The organism is Hydrogenophaga sp. RAC07 (assembly GCF_001713375.1).
In the GTDB taxonomy this organism is placed as follows: domain Bacteria; phylum Pseudomonadota; class Gammaproteobacteria; order Burkholderiales; family Burkholderiaceae_C; genus Hydrogenophaga.
Genome location: NZ_CP016449.1, coordinates 2,844,378 through 2,861,238 on the forward strand (window position 1 = coordinate 2,844,378; position 16,861 = coordinate 2,861,238).

At 63.3% G+C, this 16,861-nt stretch carries 16 protein-coding genes and 1 pseudogene; 16 read left to right on the top strand and 1 reads right to left on the bottom strand.

All coding sequences use genetic code 11. From position 1 onward, the window contains the following. Nucleotides 1-19: 19 nt before the first annotated feature. The 7 genes from BSY239_RS13255 (at nt 20) to BSY239_RS13285 (ending at nt 7,123) form a co-directional block, all read left to right on the top strand. Complete coding sequence (locus BSY239_RS13255; RefSeq protein WP_056272071.1) at nt 20-1,240, top strand: cytochrome P450; 1,221 nt, start codon at nt 20-22, stop codon at nt 1,238-1,240. A gap of 38 nt (nt 1,241-1,278) precedes the next feature. Then, nucleotides 1,279-1,602: a 2Fe-2S iron-sulfur cluster-binding protein gene (locus BSY239_RS13260; protein ID WP_069047266.1), complete on the top strand. Its 324-nt coding sequence runs from the start codon at nt 1,279-1,281 to the stop codon at nt 1,600-1,602. Next, nucleotides 1,602-2,777: an NAD(P)/FAD-dependent oxidoreductase gene (locus tag BSY239_RS13265; RefSeq protein WP_056272078.1), complete on the top strand. Its 1,176-nt coding sequence runs from the start codon at nt 1,602-1,604 to the stop codon at nt 2,775-2,777. The genes BSY239_RS13260 and BSY239_RS13265 overlap by 1 nt, the downstream gene beginning before the upstream one ends. 52 nt (nt 2,778-2,829) lie before the next feature. Beyond that, nucleotides 2,830-3,585 carry an SDR family NAD(P)-dependent oxidoreductase gene (locus BSY239_RS13270; protein WP_056272082.1) on the top strand — a complete coding sequence of 252 codons (756 nt, stop codon included), beginning with the start codon at nt 2,830-2,832 and terminating at the stop codon, nt 3,583-3,585. A 14-nt stretch (nt 3,586-3,599) separates the two neighbouring features. Next, the gene (locus BSY239_RS13275) at nt 3,600-5,048 is read left to right on the top strand and encodes an NAD-dependent succinate-semialdehyde dehydrogenase (RefSeq protein WP_069047267.1); all 1,449 of its coding nucleotides are present in this window, start codon (nt 3,600-3,602) and stop codon (nt 5,046-5,048) included. Between the two features lie 75 nt (nt 5,049-5,123). After that, on the top strand, nt 5,124-6,176 hold the full coding sequence (locus BSY239_RS13280; RefSeq protein WP_056272088.1) for a TRAP transporter substrate-binding protein: 1,053 nt from the start codon (nt 5,124-5,126) through the stop codon (nt 6,174-6,176). Continuing rightward, the gene (locus tag BSY239_RS13285) at nt 6,173-7,123 is read left to right on the top strand and encodes a PdxA family dehydrogenase (RefSeq protein ID WP_056272090.1); all 951 of its coding nucleotides are present in this window, start codon (nt 6,173-6,175) and stop codon (nt 7,121-7,123) included. The genes BSY239_RS13280 and BSY239_RS13285 overlap by 4 nt, the downstream gene beginning before the upstream one ends. Nucleotides 7,124-7,168: 45 nt before the next feature. On the opposite strand, the pseudogene BSY239_RS13290 reads toward BSY239_RS13285, so the two are convergent. Further along, nucleotides 7,169-7,471 (bottom strand): annotated as a pseudogene (locus tag BSY239_RS13290) (ATP-binding protein); the annotation flags it as partial. 217 nt (nt 7,472-7,688) lie between these two features. Between BSY239_RS13290 and BSY239_RS13295 the strand changes: the two are divergent. From BSY239_RS13295 to BSY239_RS13335, 9 genes are all read left to right on the top strand, one after another. Then, nucleotides 7,689-8,834 carry a TRAP transporter substrate-binding protein gene (locus BSY239_RS13295; RefSeq protein ID WP_236944067.1) on the top strand — a complete coding sequence of 382 codons (1,146 nt, stop codon included), beginning with the start codon at nt 7,689-7,691 and terminating at the stop codon, nt 8,832-8,834. 9 nt (nt 8,835-8,843) lie between these two features. Beyond that, the gene (locus tag BSY239_RS13300) at nt 8,844-9,626 is read left to right on the top strand and encodes an SDR family NAD(P)-dependent oxidoreductase (RefSeq protein ID WP_069047269.1); all 783 of its coding nucleotides are present in this window, start codon (nt 8,844-8,846) and stop codon (nt 9,624-9,626) included. 8 nt (nt 9,627-9,634) lie between these two features. Continuing rightward, nucleotides 9,635-11,101, top strand: a complete 1,467-nt coding sequence (locus BSY239_RS13305; protein ID WP_069047270.1) for an aldehyde dehydrogenase family protein — start codon at nt 9,635-9,637, stop codon at nt 11,099-11,101. 48 nt (nt 11,102-11,149) lie between these two features. Next, the gene (locus BSY239_RS13310; protein WP_056272099.1) at nt 11,150-12,184 is read left to right on the top strand and encodes an aromatic ring-hydroxylating dioxygenase subunit alpha; all 1,035 of its coding nucleotides are present in this window, start codon (nt 11,150-11,152) and stop codon (nt 12,182-12,184) included. A gap of 34 nt (nt 12,185-12,218) precedes the next feature. Then, entirely contained in the window at nt 12,219-13,406 is a 1,188-nt protein-coding gene (locus tag BSY239_RS13315) for an ABC transporter substrate-binding protein (RefSeq protein ID WP_056272102.1), read from the top strand. Between the two features lie 87 nt (nt 13,407-13,493). Continuing rightward, nucleotides 13,494-14,357 carry a branched-chain amino acid ABC transporter permease gene (locus tag BSY239_RS13320; RefSeq protein ID WP_069047271.1) on the top strand — a complete coding sequence of 288 codons (864 nt, stop codon included), beginning with the start codon at nt 13,494-13,496 and terminating at the stop codon, nt 14,355-14,357. After that, entirely contained in the window at nt 14,354-15,346 is a 993-nt protein-coding gene (locus BSY239_RS13325) for a branched-chain amino acid ABC transporter permease (RefSeq protein WP_069047272.1), read from the top strand. The genes BSY239_RS13320 and BSY239_RS13325 overlap by 4 nt, the downstream gene beginning before the upstream one ends. Next, nucleotides 15,343-16,104, top strand: coding sequence for an ABC transporter ATP-binding protein (locus tag BSY239_RS13330; protein ID WP_056272113.1), 762 nt, complete (start codon nt 15,343-15,345; stop codon nt 16,102-16,104). Before BSY239_RS13325 ends, BSY239_RS13330 begins: the two co-directional genes overlap by 4 nt. Continuing rightward, nucleotides 16,104-16,826 (top strand): ABC transporter ATP-binding protein, encoded by a 723-nt coding sequence (locus tag BSY239_RS13335; protein WP_416142256.1) that lies wholly within the window; start codon nt 16,104-16,106, stop codon nt 16,824-16,826. Before BSY239_RS13330 ends, BSY239_RS13335 begins: the two co-directional genes overlap by 1 nt. Nucleotides 16,827-16,861: the final 35 nt, after the last annotated feature.

Genomic DNA, 16,861 nt, shown 5'->3' on the forward strand with positions numbered 1-16,861 from the left:
CCCGAAGAAGAGCCATTCCATGACCCATCCCAACCCCTACGACAACGTTCCCACCAGCGACTTCGACCCGTACGCCACCGAGGTGCTGGCCAACCCCTATCCCCACTACGAGCAGCTGCGCGAACTCGGCCCCTGGGCCTGGCTGGAGCGCTACGGCGTGCTTGCGGTCGCACGCCACGACGAAGTGCAGCGCATCCTGTCTCAGCCCGACATCTTCTGTTCCAGCGCGGGCGTGGGCCTTGCCAACTTCCACACCGAGACGCCCTGGCGCAAGCCCAGCATCATTCTCGAAGCAGACCCGCCCCACCACAGCCGCACCCGCAAGGTGGTGGCGCGCGTGCTCTCGCCCGCATCGATCGGACGCCTGCGCGCCACTTTCGAGGACGTGGCCGCGCGCATGGTCGACGAGCTCGTGGAACGCGGCTCGTTCGACGCCGCCAAAGAACTGTGCGAGGCCTTTCCCATTAAGGCCTTCGGCGACGCGGTGGGCCTGCCCGCCGAGGGGCGCGAGCACCTGCTGCCCTACGGTGACATGGTGTTCAATGGCTTCGGCCCGATCAACGAGCGTTTCCAAGACCGAATGAACAGCTCGGGCGAAGCGGTGAACTGGATCGCCAAGGTCTGCCAGCGCGACGCGCTCACGCCCGACGGCCTGGGCGCCCAGCTGTTCGCCGCCGCCGACGCGGGCGAGATAGGCCACGACGAGGCCGGCATGCTGGTTCGCACCCTGCTCTCCGCCGGGCTGGACACCACCGTGTTCACCCTGTGCAACGCCTTCACCAGCTTCGCGCGCAACCCCGGTCAATGGGCCCTGCTGCGCGACGACCCCTCGCTGGCGCGCCAGGCACTCGAAGAGGTACTGCGCTACGACAGCACCTTCCACTCTTTCTACCGCACCAGCACCCAGGACGTGGAACTCGGCGGCATCACCGTGAAGCAGGGCCAGAAGATCGTGGTGTTCATCGCCTCGGCCAACCGCGACCCGCGCCGCTGGCCCGAAGCCGACCGCTTCGACATCACCCGCCGCGCCACCGGCCACATGGCCTTCGGCACGGGCATTCATGGCTGCGCCGGCCAGATGATGGCGCGCCTCGAAGGCGAGATCGTGCTCACCGCACTGGCCCGCCGCGTGGCCTCGATCCGCCTCGACGGCGAACCGGTCCAGCACTTCAACAACACGGTGCGCGGGCTCAAGAGCATGCCCGTGACGGTCGAGCCGCTGCTGGCCGCCGTGCACTGACATCCCGCCCCATTCGAACTAGAAGAGAGAAACCCACGATGCCCCAGATCGTCTACGTACAACCCGACGGCTCCCGAGAAGCCGTGCCCGCCAGTCCCGGCGCTACCGTCATGATGACCGCTGTCGGCCACGGCATTCCCGGCATCGTCGCCGAGTGCGGCGGCTCCGCCATGTGCGCCACCTGCCACGTGTACGTGGACCCGGCCTCGATCGGCTTCCTGCCGCCCATCAGCGACGTCGAGGACGAAATGCTGGTCAGCGCCGCGGGCGAGCGCCGCGAACACAGCCGCTTGGGCTGCCAGCTCGCGCTGGCGCCCGGCGTGGACCAGCTGATCGTGCACATCCCGGAGCGGCAGGTCTGATGGCCCACGGCACCGTCATCGTCGGCACCGGGCAGGGCGGCTTCCAGCTCGCGGCCTCGCTGCGCGATTCGGGTTATGCCGATCCCATCACCCTGGTCGGCGACGAGCCCGGCCTGCCTTACCAGCGCCCCCCGCTGTCCAAGGCCTTCCTTCAAGGCAAGGTGGACGACACCGGCCTGCTGCTGCGCCCGCCCCCGTTCTACCAGCGCATCGATGCCCGCGTGCTCGGCGGCACGCGCGTGGCGCGCATCGACCGCGCGGCGCGTGGCGTGCACCTCTCCAGCGGCCAGACCCTGCCCTACGACCACCTGGTGCTGGCCACCGGCGCGACCGCGCGCACCCTGTGCGTGCCCGGAGCGGGGTTGTCCGGCGTGCACGTGCTGCGCGGTCTGGAGGACGCGCGGCGCATCCGAGAGCAACTGGCCCGCGCGCGCTCGGTGGCCGTGGTCGGCGCCGGCTTCATTGGCTTGGAACTCGCGGCCGTGGCGCGCGGCCAGGGCCTGCCGATGCACGTGATCGAGGCCACGGCACGGCCCCTGCTGCGCGCCCTCTCCGAGCCCATGGCGCGACACCTGCAAGCCTTCCACGAAGCCCAGGGCACGCAATTCCACCTGAACACGCAGCTCGACGCCATCGAAGGCGAGGACGGCCGCGCCACCGGCCTGCGCCTGCACGGCGGTGGCCGCATCGTCGCCGACCTCATCGTGATCGCGGTAGGCGTCACGCCCAACGACCAGCTGGCGCGCGACGCCGGGCTGGCGGTGGGCAATGGCATCGAGGTCGACGAGCTGCTGCTCACCAGCGACGCCGCCATCTCCGCGCTCGGCGACTGCGCGAACTTTCCGTTCGCGGCCGATGGCGGCTCCCGCGTGCGCATCGAGTCGGTACAGAACGCCGTTGACCAGGCGCGCTGCATCGCCGCGCGCCTGTGCGGTCAACCCCTGCCGTACGCCAAGGTGCCCTGGTTCTGGAGCGAGCAAGGCCCTTGCCGGCTGCAGATGGCCGGCCTGGCCGCGCCGGGCGACCGCAGCGACATCGAGGGCGATCCGGCCAGCGGCCGCTTTTCGGTGCTGCGCTACCGCGGCGATCAACTCAGCGCCGTCGAATCCCTCAACGACCCTGCCGCCCACATGCGCGCGCGCACGGCCCTCGCGCCGGTGCTAGCACCGACCTGAGCTCCCTCAGTCCCATTCGACATCCACACCTTCCCACAGAAAGAGACAACACATGACAGCAGCATCCCGGGTCATCGCGGTCACTGGCGGCGCCAGCGGCATCGGTTTCGCCTTCTCCGAAGCCCTCGCGCGCGCGGGCCACCAGGTCGTCATCGCCGACCTGCGCGGTGCCGTCGAAGCGGCCGAACGCCTCAGTGCCCAGGGCCTGAAGGCCATCGGCACGCAGACCGATGTGGTCAAGCCCGCCGACGTGGCGGGCATGGTCGAACAGGCCGTGAAGGCGTTCGGCCGGCTCGACGTGCTGGTGAACAACGCCGGCCTGTTCACCACGCTCACGCTCAAACCGTTCGACCAGATCAGCGACGCCGAGTGGATGCGGGTGATGGAGGTCAACACCCTGGGGCCTTTCGTGTGCGCCAAAGCGGTCGTGCCCGAAATGCGCAAGAACGGGTTCGGCCGCATCGTGAACATCGCGTCCACCACGCCGATCAAGGGCACGCCCAACATGCTGCACTACGTGGCCAGCAAGGGCGCGGTGATCGCGTTCACGCGCTCGCTAGCCCGCGAACTCGGCAAGGACGACATCACCGTCAACGCCATTGCCCCGGGCTTCACGCTGAGCGACGGTGTGCTCGACAACGACCTGCACAGCAAGATGGGCGACGTGGTGCGCAAGACCAGCCGCTCGCTGCAGCGCGACCAGGTGCCTGAAGACCTGGTGGGCGCCCTGCTCTTCCTAGCCAGCGACGGCGCGGGCTTCATCACCGGCCAGACCATCGCCGTCGACGGTGGCTCGGTATTCATCTGATCGGTTGACTCACCATGACCGACACCGCATACGGCAAGCCTTTCCTCTACATCGATGGCGAATTCATCGAAGGCGGCGACCGCCAACACCAGGACATCATCAACCCCGCCAACGGCGAGGTGATCGGCTCGTTGCCGCACGCGCGCCGCGACGACCTTGACCGCGCACTGAACGCGGCGCAACGCGCCTTCGAGAGCTGGCGCAAGAGTTCGCCGCTCGAGCGCTCGAAGGTGCTGCGCCGCGTGGCCGAGCTCACGCGCGAACGCGCACCGCAGGTCGCCCGCCAGATCACTCTCGACCAGGGCAAGCCGCTGAGCGAGGCGCTGCTGGAGGTGACCACCTGTGCCGAACACGCAGAGTGGCACGCCGAAGAATGCCGCCGCATCTATGGCCGCGTGATCCCCGCACGCCTGCCCCACGTGCGCCAGCTGGTGCTGCGCGAGCCCGTGGGCGTGTGCGTGGCCTTCACGCCCTGGAACTTTCCGTTTAACCAGGCCATCCGCAAGATGGTGGCGGCGATCGGCGCGGGTTGCACGCTTGTGCTGAAGGGGCCAGAGGATTCGCCGGGCGCGGTGATCGCGCTCGCGCGCATGTTCCACGACGCGGGTCTGCCCCCGGGCGTGCTCAACGTGGTGTGGGGTGTGCCGGCCGAGGTGTCGGACCACCTGATCCGCTCGCCGATCTCGCGCAAGGTATCGTTCACCGGCTCGGTGCCGGTGGGCAAGCAGCTGGCGTCGCTCGCCGGCCTGCACATGAAGCGCATCAGCATGGAGCTGGGCGGGCACTCGCCGGTGGTGGTGTTCGACGACGCCGACGTGGACGACGCGGCCCATCTGCTGACGCGTTTCAAGGCGCGCAACGCGGGGCAGCTGTGCATTGCACCCAGCCGCTTCTTCGTGCAGGAGAAGGTGTACGACCGCTTTCTCGACACCTTCACGAAAGCCTACGGTGGCTTGAAGGTGGGCGACGGCATGGACAAGGACACGCAGATGGGCCCCCTGGCGCACCTGCGCAGGGTCGATGCCATGGAAGGCTTGGTGGCCGATGCGCTGGAGCGTGGCGCGAAGCTGGCCAGCGGCGGCACGCGGCTCGCTGGCCCTGGCTACTTCTACCCGCCCACCATCCTCACCGACATTCCCGACGACGCGCGCCTGATGGTCGAAGAACCCTTCGGTCCGGTCGCGCCGATCACGCGCTTCAAGGACACCGACGAGGTATTGAAGCGCGCCAACGCCCTGCCCTTCGGCCTCACCGGTTTCGTTTTCACCGGCTCCATCAAGACCTCGGAGCGCATGGTCAACGGCCTCGAGGTGGGCATGGTCAACGTGAACCATTTCGGCATCACGCTGGCCGAGACGCCGTTCGGTGGCGTGAAGGACAGCGGCATCGGCAGCGAAGGCGGCAGCGAAACCTTCGACGGCTACCTCGTCACTAAATTCGTTTCGCAGGCAAGCCCTGCTTGATCACCAGTACTACAAGAAGCCAGCACCGCCCAGGGGGCCGGACCCGCCTTTCCCTTCAATCCAGGAGACAACCTCATGATGCAACGCAGAACCCTCATCAAATCGGCGGCGGCAGCCGCTTCCCTTGGAGCCCCCACCCTTGGCGTCTTCGCCCAGCAAGTGGTAACCCTGAAGTTCCATACCTTCATGGCGCCGACCTCGAATGTCTATCTCAATGCACACAAGGCATGGATGTCGAAAGTGGAGAACGACTCGGGCGGACGTATCCGCTTCGAGGGCTTTCCTGCCATGCAGCTGGGGGGCTCACCAAGTCAACTTTTCGACCAGGCACGGGATGGTGTTGTCGATATCGTATGGACTTTGGCTGGACTTACCCCCGGTCGATTCCCTCGGACCGAAGTGTTCGAACTGCCGTTCATGACCATGGACGGCATCGGAGCGTCGCGTGCCGCCTGGGAGTACCTCGAAACCCACGCCAGCGATGAGTTCAAGGACGTCCAACCACTCGCTTTTCATACCCATGGTCCAGGAGTGCTGCACTCGAAAAGCAAGGCCATCAACAGCGCTTCCGACCTGCGCGGCCTGAAGATGCGAGGGCCGACCCGCCAAGCGACTAAGTTGCTCGCAGCAGCAGGAGCATCCGCGGTAGGCATGCCGCTGCCACAGATTCCAGACGCGCTGTCCAAAGGCGTCATTGACGGCGCAGCCTTGCCCTGGGAAGTGATTCCTTCGGTCAAGGTGCATGAGCTTGTTCAGCACCACAGCGAGTTCGCGCCCGGCAAGCCAGCTCTTTACAACACGGCGTTTGTGATGGTGATGAACAAAAGAAAATATACATCGTTGCCTCCGGATATCAAAAAGGTGATCGACGACAACTCGGGCCTGGAAACCTCGGCTTGGTTCGGCAAGGTGCAACAAGATCATGACCCCATCAGCCGCAAGATGGCGACCGATCGAGGCAACAAGGTACACGTGTTCAGCGAATCGGAAACCAGCGAGTTTGTCAAACTGACTGGCACCATCGCCAGCGAATGGGTCCAGGAGATGGACAAGCGCGGGCAGGACGGTGCCAAGCTCTTGGCTGGCGCAAAGGCGCTTATTGCCAAACATAAACCAAAGGCTGCATGAGCGGCCTTGCGCGCCTGGCCATCTCGATCGGCGATCCGAACGGCATCGGACCGGAGATCACGCTAAAGGCACTTGCCACTCTGACAGAGTCTGAGCGCGACCGTATTACGCTGTTCGGCCCGAATTCGGTGCTGCGCCGCTGCGCCGAGCAATTGAACCTTAGCGGGATGCTAGATGGTGTTCGTTGCAACGAGGTAGGCGCCCTCGATCCGGCTGCAGCTGTACCTGGTCGCATCGACGCGGCCGCTGGCGCCTCGTCGGTGGCCAGCGCCACGGCGGCCATTCAGGCTGCGCAGGCTGGCGAGTTCGACGCCGTGATCGCCTGTCCTCACCACGAGACAGCGATCACGCAGGCAGGTATAGCGTTCAGCGGGTACCCCTCTCTTGTGGCGCGTGTGTGCGGCCAATCTGCCGACTCCGTTTTCTTGATGCTGGTGGGGGCGGGCTTACGCATCGTGCACGTCACGCTCCACGAGAGCGTTCAAACAGCACTTGATCGTCTGAGCACCGACCTGATCGTGCGCGCCACTCAGGCAGGCATCGTCGCGTGTCAGCGGCTGGGCGTGGAAACGCCTCGCATCGGCATGTTCGGTATCAATCCACACGCATCCGAAGGTGAGCTTTTCGGACCGGAGGACGCTCGCTTGATGGTGCCTGCGGTGGCGCAGCTGCGCTCAGCAGGCCACCATGTCAGTGGGCCCACAGGTGCAGACACGCTGTTGGCAAACAGGCAGCACGATCTCTATGTGGCCGTCTTCCACGACCAGGGTCACATTCCAATCAAGTTGCTGGCGCCCCACGCCGCAAGTGCCCTCAGCGTGGGAGGCAACGTCGTGCTGTCCAGTGTCGGGCATGGAAGTGCCATGGACATCGCCGGCAAGGGAATTGCCAGTCCCGAGGCCTTGCTTCGCACGATTTACCTGCTGAACTCCACGCTGAGCGAGTGACTTCTTAAATTTGCCAGTCTCCTCCTATGGTCAACCCAAACTGCGCTAACAAGGTCGTTCGAATTCCGACTGTTCGGGTGCGATCGCGATTCGTGAGGCGGACTGCTTCAGACGGTAGCTCTTGCCTTCGAACCCCAGCGTCGAGCAGCGGTGTATCAGTCGATCAAGGATGGTGGTGGCCATGGTGACGTCGGCCAGGTACTTGCTCAGGTCCTGCACCAAAAGATTTGAGGTGATGACGATGGCGCGGCGCAGGTTGTAGCGCTGGTGAACGATGGCATAGAGGAGTTCGTCGCTGATGTCGGCGATGCGCCGGGCCAGAGACTGGTCATCTAGCACGAGCAGGTCCGAGGACTCCACACATCCCACGGCCTGCACGCTGGTGCTTGGCTGTGGCGCACATGAGGACTGGGTCCTTGCGGTTCTCGTCGTGATCTTGTGGATTTGGCGATAGCGCCGGATGTTTCGTGCCGACCCAGCCTAACAACATCGAAGGTCATTTAGGTAACCGCTCACGACGCCCCCAGTGTTTACCCTGATTTCGTGGAGTGAACATAACCGTAGAATGAACAACATAATCACCAGACGGACAATCCGAATTGCGAACTGGATCAAGTCTCACTTCCTAGGTACTCACGCCTTCTCCTCAATTCACCAAATGATCAACCGCAGAACCATCGTTCAGTTGGCAGTAGGGATGGCCTTGGGCGCTCCCTCGCTGACAGGCTTTGCTCAGCAGTCGATCACTTTGCGATTTCACACTTTCATGTCTCCCATGTCCAACGTATGGGTCAGCATGAACAAGGTATGGATGGAAAAGGTGCAACGGGAATCAGATGGGCGCATCCGGTTTGAGGCGTACCCCGCGATGCAGCTTGATGGCGCGCCTGTGCAGCCATACGACCAGGCACGGGATGGCGTGGCTGACATCGTTTGGACACTGACCGGCTATTCACCTGGAGGCTTTCCTTGCAGCGAGGTGTTTGTCCTGCCGTTCATGACGACCAACGCCGAGGCTACTTCCAAGGCTTTCTGGGAGTTCATCAAGACAAAAGCGTCCAACGAATACAAGGAAGTGCATCCCATTGCAGTGCAGGTTCATAGGCCGGGGATGCTCCACACCCGCGACCGCCTCTTCGAGGCTCCGTACGACTTGCGCGGCCTGAAAATGCGCGGTCCAACCAGACAAACTACGAAGATGCTGGGATACCTCGGCGCCAATGCTGTGGGCATGCCGCTGCCCAAGATTCCCGACGCACTGCAAAAGGGGCCTCTCGACGGTTGCGTGATCCCTTGGGATGTCGTTCCCTCCGTAAAGGTGCACGAATTAACGAAGTTTCACAGTCAGTTCGATCCAGCCAGTGGCGCGCTCTACACCACGACATTCGTGACGGCAACAAACAAACGGAAGTACGAGTCCCTGCCGCCAGATGTCCGGAAGGTGCTGGACCCCAACTCGGGCATAACCGCTTCTGCGTCCTTGGGGCGCGCCCACCAATGTGGCGACGACCCTGCCCGCAAGTTGGTGGAGGCACGCGGCAACGTGACCCATAACTTCGGGCAGGTCGAAGCCCAAGAGTTCAGGCGCGCAGCAAGCCAGGTAGAGGTCGAATGGGTCAAGGACATGGAGAGCCGCGGCTTCGATGGTCGCGATCTTTTGTCAACAGCCCGGGCCTTGATCGAAAAGCACACAAAAACTACCAAGACATAAAGACACTCCATGAATCAACTCCCCAAAGAAAACACCCCACGGCTGGCCAACCGGGTTGCGATCGTGACCGGCGCGGCGCAAGGTATCGGAGAGACATACGCTCGTGCATTGGCTCAAGAAGGTGCCTCCGTGGTCTGTGCCGATGTGCTGGACGCCACCGGGGTGGTCAACCAGATCATTGAGAAGGGTGGCCGGGCGGTGTTTGTCCACACAGACGTGACGTCCCGCGATTCGGTGGAGAAGATGGTTGGGTCCGCACTTCAGGCGTTCGGCCGCATTGACGTGCTGGTCAACAACGCCGCAATTTTCGGCAACCTTGCCCTCAAGCCGTTCGAGCAGATCGAGTCGACCGAGTGGGACAAGGTGATGTCCGTCAACGTGCGCGGCTCCTTCGAGTGCGCCAGAGCGGTCAGCCCCGTGATGCGTCAGCAGCGCTACGGCAAGATCATCAACATCGCCTCCGGCACGGTTTTCAAGGGCACGCCGCTCTTCCTGCACTACGTCACCTCCAAGGGCGCCGTGGTGGCGATGGCGCGCTGTCTGGCGCGTGAATTGGGTAACGACAATATCTGCGTCAATACACTGGCGCCGGGCCTGACCCTGAGCGCCAATGTCAGCACAAATCCCGACTGGCAAGGCTCAATCGCTTCAGGCATCGTTTCGTCCCGCTGCATCAAGCGTGATCAGGTACCCGACGACCTGACCGGCACCTTGATCTACCTCGCCAGCGCCGACAGTGACTTTGTCACCGGTCAGGTGATTGTGGTTGATGGCGGATCGGTCACACATTGAGCACTCCTATGCACGCCACAGCAGAACTCTTGATCGATGGCCGGTGGATGCCCGCCAGCCAGGGCCTCGAAGTGCCCAGCCTGGACCCGGCCAACGGCAGCCAGATCGGTTGCTTCAGCGCTGCCACCCGGGCAGACGCAGAGGCGGCCATTTCGGCTGCACGCAGAGCCTTTGAAAAGCCCACGTGGGCCCAGTCGCCGCGGCTGCGGCAGAACGTGATGAACGAATGGGCAAGCCGGCTAGAACACAAGGCTGAAGCACTGGCCCAACTGCTAACGCAAGAGAATGGCAAGGTGATCGCGCAATCGCGGGGTGAGCTGATGGGAGCCATCTCGGAGATCCGTTACTACGCGGGTCTGGCCCGGCACATACCAGGCCACGTGCTCGAGGTGGAACCCGGCGTATTTTCCACGATGCTGAAAGAGCCGGCCGGCGTCGCCGGCATCATCGTCCCTTGGAACGCTCCCGTGATCCTGCTTATCCGGTCGATCACCCCCGCGTTGGCCGCTGGCTGTACTTGCGTGGTCAAGCCTGCACCGCAGTCCGCACTCATCACCGCTGCGGTGATCAGGGAACTGGCCGACGTGACTGGACTGCCGCCCGGTGTGGTGAACCTGGTGAGTGAGCAAGGCCACGACGTGGCGCAGTTGCTCACCTCCTCGCCAGAGGTGGATGTGGTCAGCTTCACGGGCTCCAACCTGACGGGGCAGCGCATCATGGCCGCCGCTGCTCCCACTATGAAGAAACTGTCGCTCGAACTGGGTGGCAAGTCATGCTGCCTGGTTTTTGAAGATGCCGATATCGACCACATCGCGCCTCAACTGGCTGCCGCTGCGACGGTCATCTCTGGTCAGCAATGCACGGCGGCGCGCCGGGTGTTGGTTCACGCGTCACGCTATGAGGCGATGAAAAAAGCGCTGGCCAGTGCACTGGCGGCAATCAAAGTGGCGCCCGGAAATACCCCGGGCGCCCAGATGGGTCCCTTGATCGATCTCTCTACCACTGAGTTGGTGCAACGTCGCATCGAGCAGGCGATGGACGACGCAGACGAAGTGATCCTGCGCGGTCAGCGTCTCGGCGGAAACCTGCGGCTTGGCGGGTTTGTCTCGCCCACCTTGGTCGCGCACCGGGATGCCAGTGCATCTTTTGTCCAAGAGGAGATTTTCGGCCCCTTGGTCGTGCTGGAAAAGTTTGAAACCGAAACCGAAGCGGTGGCGCGGGCCAATCACACCGAGTTCGGGTTGTCCGCGAGTGTCTGGACAGAGCAGGGCGCGCGCGCCTGGCGTATCGCTCGAGCGCTGCGCAACGGCACCGTTTGGATCAACGACCACAACAAGCTGTGCGCTGAAGCGGAGACCGGCGGCTATCGCCGCAGTGGCTTGGGCCGTCTCCACGGCTTTGACGCGTTGATCGATTTCACCGAGATCAAACACATCTATCAGAACGTAGGTGTGCTTGAGCCACCCAAGGGCTGACCCCACAAGCCTGCCCGAATCCTTAGAACTTATAGGAGAGAACGAATCATGTTTCCCAAAAACACGTGGTATGTAGGCGCTACGCCCAGCGAACTCGATGGAAAGCCCCTTGGCCGCAAGATTTGCGGCGAGTCCATCGTGTTTTTCCGTGGCCCCGACAACAAGGTGGCCGCTGTCGAAGACTTTTGCCCCCACCGCGGTGCTCCGTTGTCGCTGGGCAAGGTTGAAAACGGCAAACTGGTTTGTGGCTACCACGGTCTGGAAATGGGTTGCGATGGCAAGACGGTTGCCATGCCATGCCAACGCGTGGGCGGCTTCCCCGCCGTGCGGACGTATCCCGTAGTGGAGCGCTACGGGTTCATCTGGGTCTGGCCTGGCGATGCGCAAGAGGCCGACCCCTCCAAGATCCACCATCTGGCCTGGGCCGATGACCCCGAGTGGGCCTACAGCGGTGGGCTGTACCACGTCAAATGCGATTACCGGCTCATGATCGACAACCTCATGGACCTGACTCACGAGACTTACTTGCACCCGAACTCAATTGGTCAAAAGGAAATCGATGAGTCGCCGCCCAAGACGCGGATGGATGGAGACTGCGCCATCACCGAGCGTTACATGGAAGGCATCATGGCGCCGCCATTCTGGCGTGCGGGCTTGCGCGGAAACAACCTGGCAGACGATGTTCCAGTGGACCGGTGGCAAATCTGCCGCTTCTATCCGCCAAGCCATGTGCTGATCGATGTGGGTGTGGCGCACGCGGGCAAGGGCGGCTTCAATGCAGACCCCAAGGTCAAAGCCTCCAGCACAGTCATCGACTTCATAACACCTGAAACCGAGTCCTCGACCTGGTACTTTTGGGGCATGGCCAGGAACTTCAATGCGCAGGACCAGGCGTTGAGCGAGCAGATCCGCACCAGCCTGAGCAAGGTTTTCTCCGAGGACCTCCAGATGCTGGAGATGCAGCAGCAGAACCTGGAGCGCAACGCCGGGCGCAAGCTACTAAGCCTGAACATCGATGGCGGTGGCGTGCAAGCCCGCCGCATCATCGATCGGTTGCTGGTTGCGGAAAAATCCGCTGCCTGATGTTTTCCCGATCCCACCACAACAGGAGACACAGATGAACTCACGGCGCTTTGTTTTGACACGAGGAGCCGCGCTGATCGGCGCGGCCTCCAGCGGCATTTTGTTGCCCCGGTGGGCGCAGGCGCAAACCAGCAATCTGCGGGTTGGCCTGATGCTGCCGTTCACAGGTACCTTTGCCCAGCCCGGTATCGCCGTCGAAAACGGCTTCCGGCTGGCGCTGGCGCAAAACGGCGGCAAGCTCGGTGGCCGCGAGGTGGAGTTCTTCAAGGTCGATGACGAATCCAATCCGGCCAAGGGCATCGAGAACGCGACCCGCCTGGTAATGCGTGACAAGGTCGACGTGCTGGTGGGTTCGGTGCACTCGGGCGTGCAGATGGGCATTCACAAGGTCGCACGCGATACAGGAGTTCTCAACATCATTCCCAATGCCGGCGTGCACGTGGCCACCCGGGCCCAGTGTGCGCCCAATGTGTTTCGAACCAGCTTCACCAACGCCCAGCCTACCCTGGCTTTGGGCAAGGCCATGGTCGACCGAGGCCACAAGAAGGCGGTGTGGATCACCTGGAACTACGCCGCAGGCGACGAGGCCTTTGAGGGTTTCGAAAAGAGCTACACCGAAGCCGGTGGCACCATCATCAAGAAGCTCGGCCTGCCCTTTCCCAACGTGGAGTTTCAGTCGCTGTTGACCGAGATTGCGTCTTACAAGCCCGACGCCGTGGCCTGCTTCTTCGCCGGTGGCGGTGCAGCCAAGTTCCTGCGCGACTACGCTGCGGCCGGCCTGAACAAGACGATCCCACTGTACGGCTCGGGCTTCCTGACCGAGGGCGTGCTCGATGCAGCAGGCGAAGCTGCCGAGGGCGTTCTCACCACGCTGCACTACAGCGACTCGCTGGATATCCCGCGCAACAAGCAGTTCCGCCTCGACTATGTAAAGGCGTTCAAGGCGCAGCCCGATGTGTATGCCGTTCAGGGATACGACGCGGGCTTGCTGCTCGTCAAGGGTGCCAACGCAGTCAAAGGCGACTTGTCGAACAAACCGGCACTGTACGCAGCGCTGGAAGGCGCCACCATCGACAGTCCGCGCGGGAAATGGACCATGAGCAAGGCCCACAACCCGATCCAGGACATCTACCTGCGCCAGGTGGTCAACAAGGACAACAAGGTGATCGGCATTGCTCAGAAGGCTGTGGCCGATCCCGCCACGGGTTGCCGCATGGGTTGAGTCTTTCGCGCCCCGGTTGTCCTCCAGCGGCGGAGTTCGTCCAAAAGATGTTCCGCCGCTTTTCTTCGTCCTTTTGTTCCTTAACTCATGGATTTCGCCAACTTCCTCATCCAGTTGCTCAACAGCCTGCAATACGGCCTGTTGCTGTTCATGCTGGCCGCGGGCCTCACGCTGATCTTCGGGATCATGGGTGTGGTCAATCTGGCCCACGGCAGCTTCTACATGCTGGGCGCGTATCTGGCCTGGTTCCTGGTCGGCCAGTTCGACAGTCTGGTGCTGGCCATCGTGCTGGGCACGGTGATCGCCGTGGCGCTGGGTTGGCTGCTGGAGTGGTCGCTGTTCCGGCACTTCTACCACCGCGACCACCTCGACCAGGTGCTGCTGACCTTCGGCCTGATCTACATCTTTGAAGAGGTGCGCTCCATCCTCTGGGGCGACGACGTGCACGCGGTGCAGGTGCCCGAGGTGCTGAACTGGTCGATCCCGCTGACCGAAAACCTCTCATATCCGATCTACCGGCTGGTGATGTCGGGCGTGTGCATCGCACTCGCCCTGGGTCTGTATCTGCTGATTTCCAAGACCCGCCTGGGCATGAAGATCCGCGCCGGTGCGTTCAACCGCGAAATGACCGAATCGCTGGGCATCAATATCCGCCTGATCCACGGCGTGGTGTTCGCGCTGGGCGTGGCACTGGCCGCCATTGCCGGCATGATCGCCTCGCCCATCGCGAGCGTTTACCCCGGCATGGGCAGTTCGGTGCTGATCATGTGTTTTGTGGTGGTGGTCATCGGTGGCATCGGCTCGGTGCGTGGCGCGCTCGTGGCCGCCCTGCTCGTGGGCCTGGTCGATACCTTCGGCAAGGTGCTGGTGCCGCAGATTGCCGGCATGGCCGTCTACATGCTCATGGCCGCCGTGCTGCTCTACAAGCCCGAAGGGCTCTTCAAACAATGAGCTCCCCCAAAGCCCAACTCGAAAAGCTGCCGCGCAGCATCCAGGCCATTCTGGTGCTGGGCGCCATCGCGCTCGCCGCCTTTCCACTCATCCCCGTCACCGGTAGCGACTTCTACCTGCAGATGCTCTCGCAGATGATGATCCTGGCGATCTTCGCCATGAGCCTGGATCTGCTGCAGGGCGTTACCGGTCTTGTGTCGCTCGGACACGCGGCTTACTTTGGTCTTGCCGGCTACGCGCTGGCTTTCCTCACCCCGGCGGACACTCCCATCAGCCTGTGGTGGGCCCTGCCCGCCTCGGCGCTGGGCGCGGGACTGGCCGCGCTCGTCATCGGCTTCTTCTTGGTTCGCACCCACGGTATTTACTTCATCATGGTCACCATGGCGTTCGCCCAAATGGTGTTCTTCCTGTTCTTCGACAACAAGGCGCTCGGGGGGTCGGACGGCGTGTACGTGAACTTCCGCCCCACCGCCTCGGTGTTCGGCTGGAGCGGCATCGACCTCGAGAACAAGACAACCTTCTTCTACTTCACGCTCCTGCTGCTCGTGCTGGTCTATGCCTTCCTGCGCCGCCTGTTGTTCTCTCCTTTTGGCCGGGTGCTCGCGGGCATTCGCGTGAACGAGCACCGCATGCGCGCGGTGGGCTTTGGGACCTTCGGCTACAAACTCACGGCCTTCACGCTAGCAGGGGCGCTGGCCGGCGTGGCGGGCTTCCTGTGGGCCGCGCAGACCGGTTATGTGAACCCCGAGTTGATGGGTTTCCACATGAGTGCACACGCCATCATGATGGTCATCCTCGGGGGCATGGGCAATTTCGCTGGCGCCATCGTGGGGGCCTTCGCGTTCGAGTACGTGATGCACTTCTTCAAGGACCTCACCAAACACTGGCAGCTGCTCATGGGCACGTTCATCGTGCTGGTGGTGGTGCTGGCGCCGCGCGGCTTGCTGGGTCTGGTGCAGCGCTTCGCCAGCCCGAAGGAGCGCCCATGAACGAACTGCTGCTCTCCGCCCGCAACCTGACCAAGCGCTTCGGGGGTCTGGCCGCCGTCAATGATGTGTCGGTGGACCTGCACCGCGACCGCATCCACGCCGTCATCGGCCCCAACGGCGCAGGCAAGTCGACACTGACCAACCTGCTCTCGGGCGACCTGCCTCCCACCTCGGGCCGCATCACGCTCAACGGGGTCGAGACGGCGGGCAAAAGCCCCGAAAAGATCTCGCGCCTGGGTCTGGGCCGCAGCTACCAGAAGACCAACATCTTCCTGCCCTTCACCGTGTGGGACAACGTGCGACTGGCGGCCCAATCGCGCGAACGGCATGTGCCGTGGAACCCGCTGCGCTGGGTGTCCTCGGCCAGCGCCATGGGCGCGGTCAACGAGCGCTGCGAGCGCGCGGTCGAACTCGCCGGTCTGTCAAATCGCGCCAGCGTGGTGGCCGGCACCACCAGCCACGGCGAGCAGCGCCAGTTGGAGATCGCCATGACGCTGGCGACCGAGCCCACCGTGCTGCTGCTCGACGAACCCCTGGCCGGCATGGGCCAGGCCGAGGCCGAGAGCATGGTGGCGCTGCTGCTGCGCTTGAAAAAGGACCACGCCATCATGCTGGTCGAACACGACATGGACGCGGTCTTCACCCTGGCCGACCAGCTCACCGTGATGGTGAACGGCCAGGTGATCGCCAGCGGGACGCCGGCCGACGTGCGCGGCGATGCCGGCGTGCAGGCAGCCTACCTGGGTGAGGAGCATTGATGAGCGCATTGACGAACGCCTTGGTTGAGGCCAAGGGTCTCAACACCCACTACGGCGCCAGCCACATCCTGCGCGGCATTGACTTCACCGTCGGCCAGGGCCAGACCATTGGCTTGATGGGCCGCAACGGCATGGGCAAGTCCACGCTGCTCAAATCCATCATGGGCATCGTCAAGCCCAGTGGCGGCCAGGTGCATGTGAAAGGCCGCGACATGACCGGCGCACCCACGTTCGAGATCGCCCGCATGGGCCTGGCCTACGTGCCCGAGGGCCGTGGCATCTTCGGCAACCTGAGCGTGAGGGAAAACCTGGTGATGTCGGCGCGTGCCGGCACCAAGGGTCAACGCGACTGGACCTATGACAGGGTGCTCGAAACCTTTCCGCGCCTGGCCGAACGCCTCAACCACGGCGGGCAACAACTCAGCGGCGGCGAACAGCAAATGCTCACCATTGGCCGGGCGCTCATGACCAACCCCGACCTGCTGATCCTCGACGAAGCCACGGAAGGCCTGGCGCCTCTGATTGCGCGCGAGATCTGGCGCATCTGTGGCCTGATCCGCGAAAGCGGCATCAGCAGCATCATCGTGGACAAGAACTGGAAACACGTCACCCAGATCACCGACCGCAACGTGATCCTGGTCAAGGGCGAGGTGGTTTTTGAAGGCAGTTCCGAAGAGCTCCTGTCGAAGCCCGAACTGCTGGAGCAGCACTTGGGTGTATGAGAATCAGTGTCGCCCCGGCCGGCCCCTTGAAGCTA

What these genes read in the sequence shown, in the direction of transcription:
- BSY239_RS13295 (WP_236944067.1), top strand. Translation starts at nt 7,689, where the DNA reads ATGAACAACATAATCACCAGACGGACAATCCGAATTGCGAACTGGATC.
- BSY239_RS13260 (WP_069047266.1), top strand. Translation starts at nt 1,279, where the DNA reads ATGCCCCAGATCGTCTACGTACAACCCGACGGCTCCCGAGAAGCCGTG.
- BSY239_RS13255 (WP_056272071.1), top strand. Translation starts at nt 20, where the DNA reads ATGACCCATCCCAACCCCTACGACAACGTTCCCACCAGCGACTTCGAC.
- BSY239_RS13270 (WP_056272082.1), top strand. Translation starts at nt 2,830, where the DNA reads ATGACAGCAGCATCCCGGGTCATCGCGGTCACTGGCGGCGCCAGCGGC.
- BSY239_RS13305 (WP_069047270.1), top strand. Translation starts at nt 9,635, where the DNA reads ATGCACGCCACAGCAGAACTCTTGATCGATGGCCGGTGGATGCCCGCC.
- BSY239_RS13335 (WP_416142256.1), top strand. Translation starts at nt 16,104, where the DNA reads ATGAGCGCATTGACGAACGCCTTGGTTGAGGCCAAGGGTCTCAACACC.
- BSY239_RS13280 (WP_056272088.1), top strand. Translation starts at nt 5,124, where the DNA reads ATGATGCAACGCAGAACCCTCATCAAATCGGCGGCGGCAGCCGCTTCC.
- BSY239_RS13315 (WP_056272102.1), top strand. Translation starts at nt 12,219, where the DNA reads ATGAACTCACGGCGCTTTGTTTTGACACGAGGAGCCGCGCTGATCGGC.
- BSY239_RS13330 (WP_056272113.1), top strand. Translation starts at nt 15,343, where the DNA reads ATGAACGAACTGCTGCTCTCCGCCCGCAACCTGACCAAGCGCTTCGGG.
- BSY239_RS13300 (WP_069047269.1), top strand. Translation starts at nt 8,844, where the DNA reads ATGAATCAACTCCCCAAAGAAAACACCCCACGGCTGGCCAACCGGGTT.
- BSY239_RS13310 (WP_056272099.1), top strand. Translation starts at nt 11,150, where the DNA reads ATGTTTCCCAAAAACACGTGGTATGTAGGCGCTACGCCCAGCGAACTC.
- BSY239_RS13275 (WP_069047267.1), top strand. Translation starts at nt 3,600, where the DNA reads ATGACCGACACCGCATACGGCAAGCCTTTCCTCTACATCGATGGCGAA.
- BSY239_RS13320 (WP_069047271.1), top strand. Translation starts at nt 13,494, where the DNA reads ATGGATTTCGCCAACTTCCTCATCCAGTTGCTCAACAGCCTGCAATAC.
- BSY239_RS13265 (WP_056272078.1), top strand. Translation starts at nt 1,602, where the DNA reads ATGGCCCACGGCACCGTCATCGTCGGCACCGGGCAGGGCGGCTTCCAG.
- BSY239_RS13285 (WP_056272090.1), top strand. Translation starts at nt 6,173, where the DNA reads ATGAGCGGCCTTGCGCGCCTGGCCATCTCGATCGGCGATCCGAACGGC.
- BSY239_RS13325 (WP_069047272.1), top strand. Translation starts at nt 14,354, where the DNA reads ATGAGCTCCCCCAAAGCCCAACTCGAAAAGCTGCCGCGCAGCATCCAG.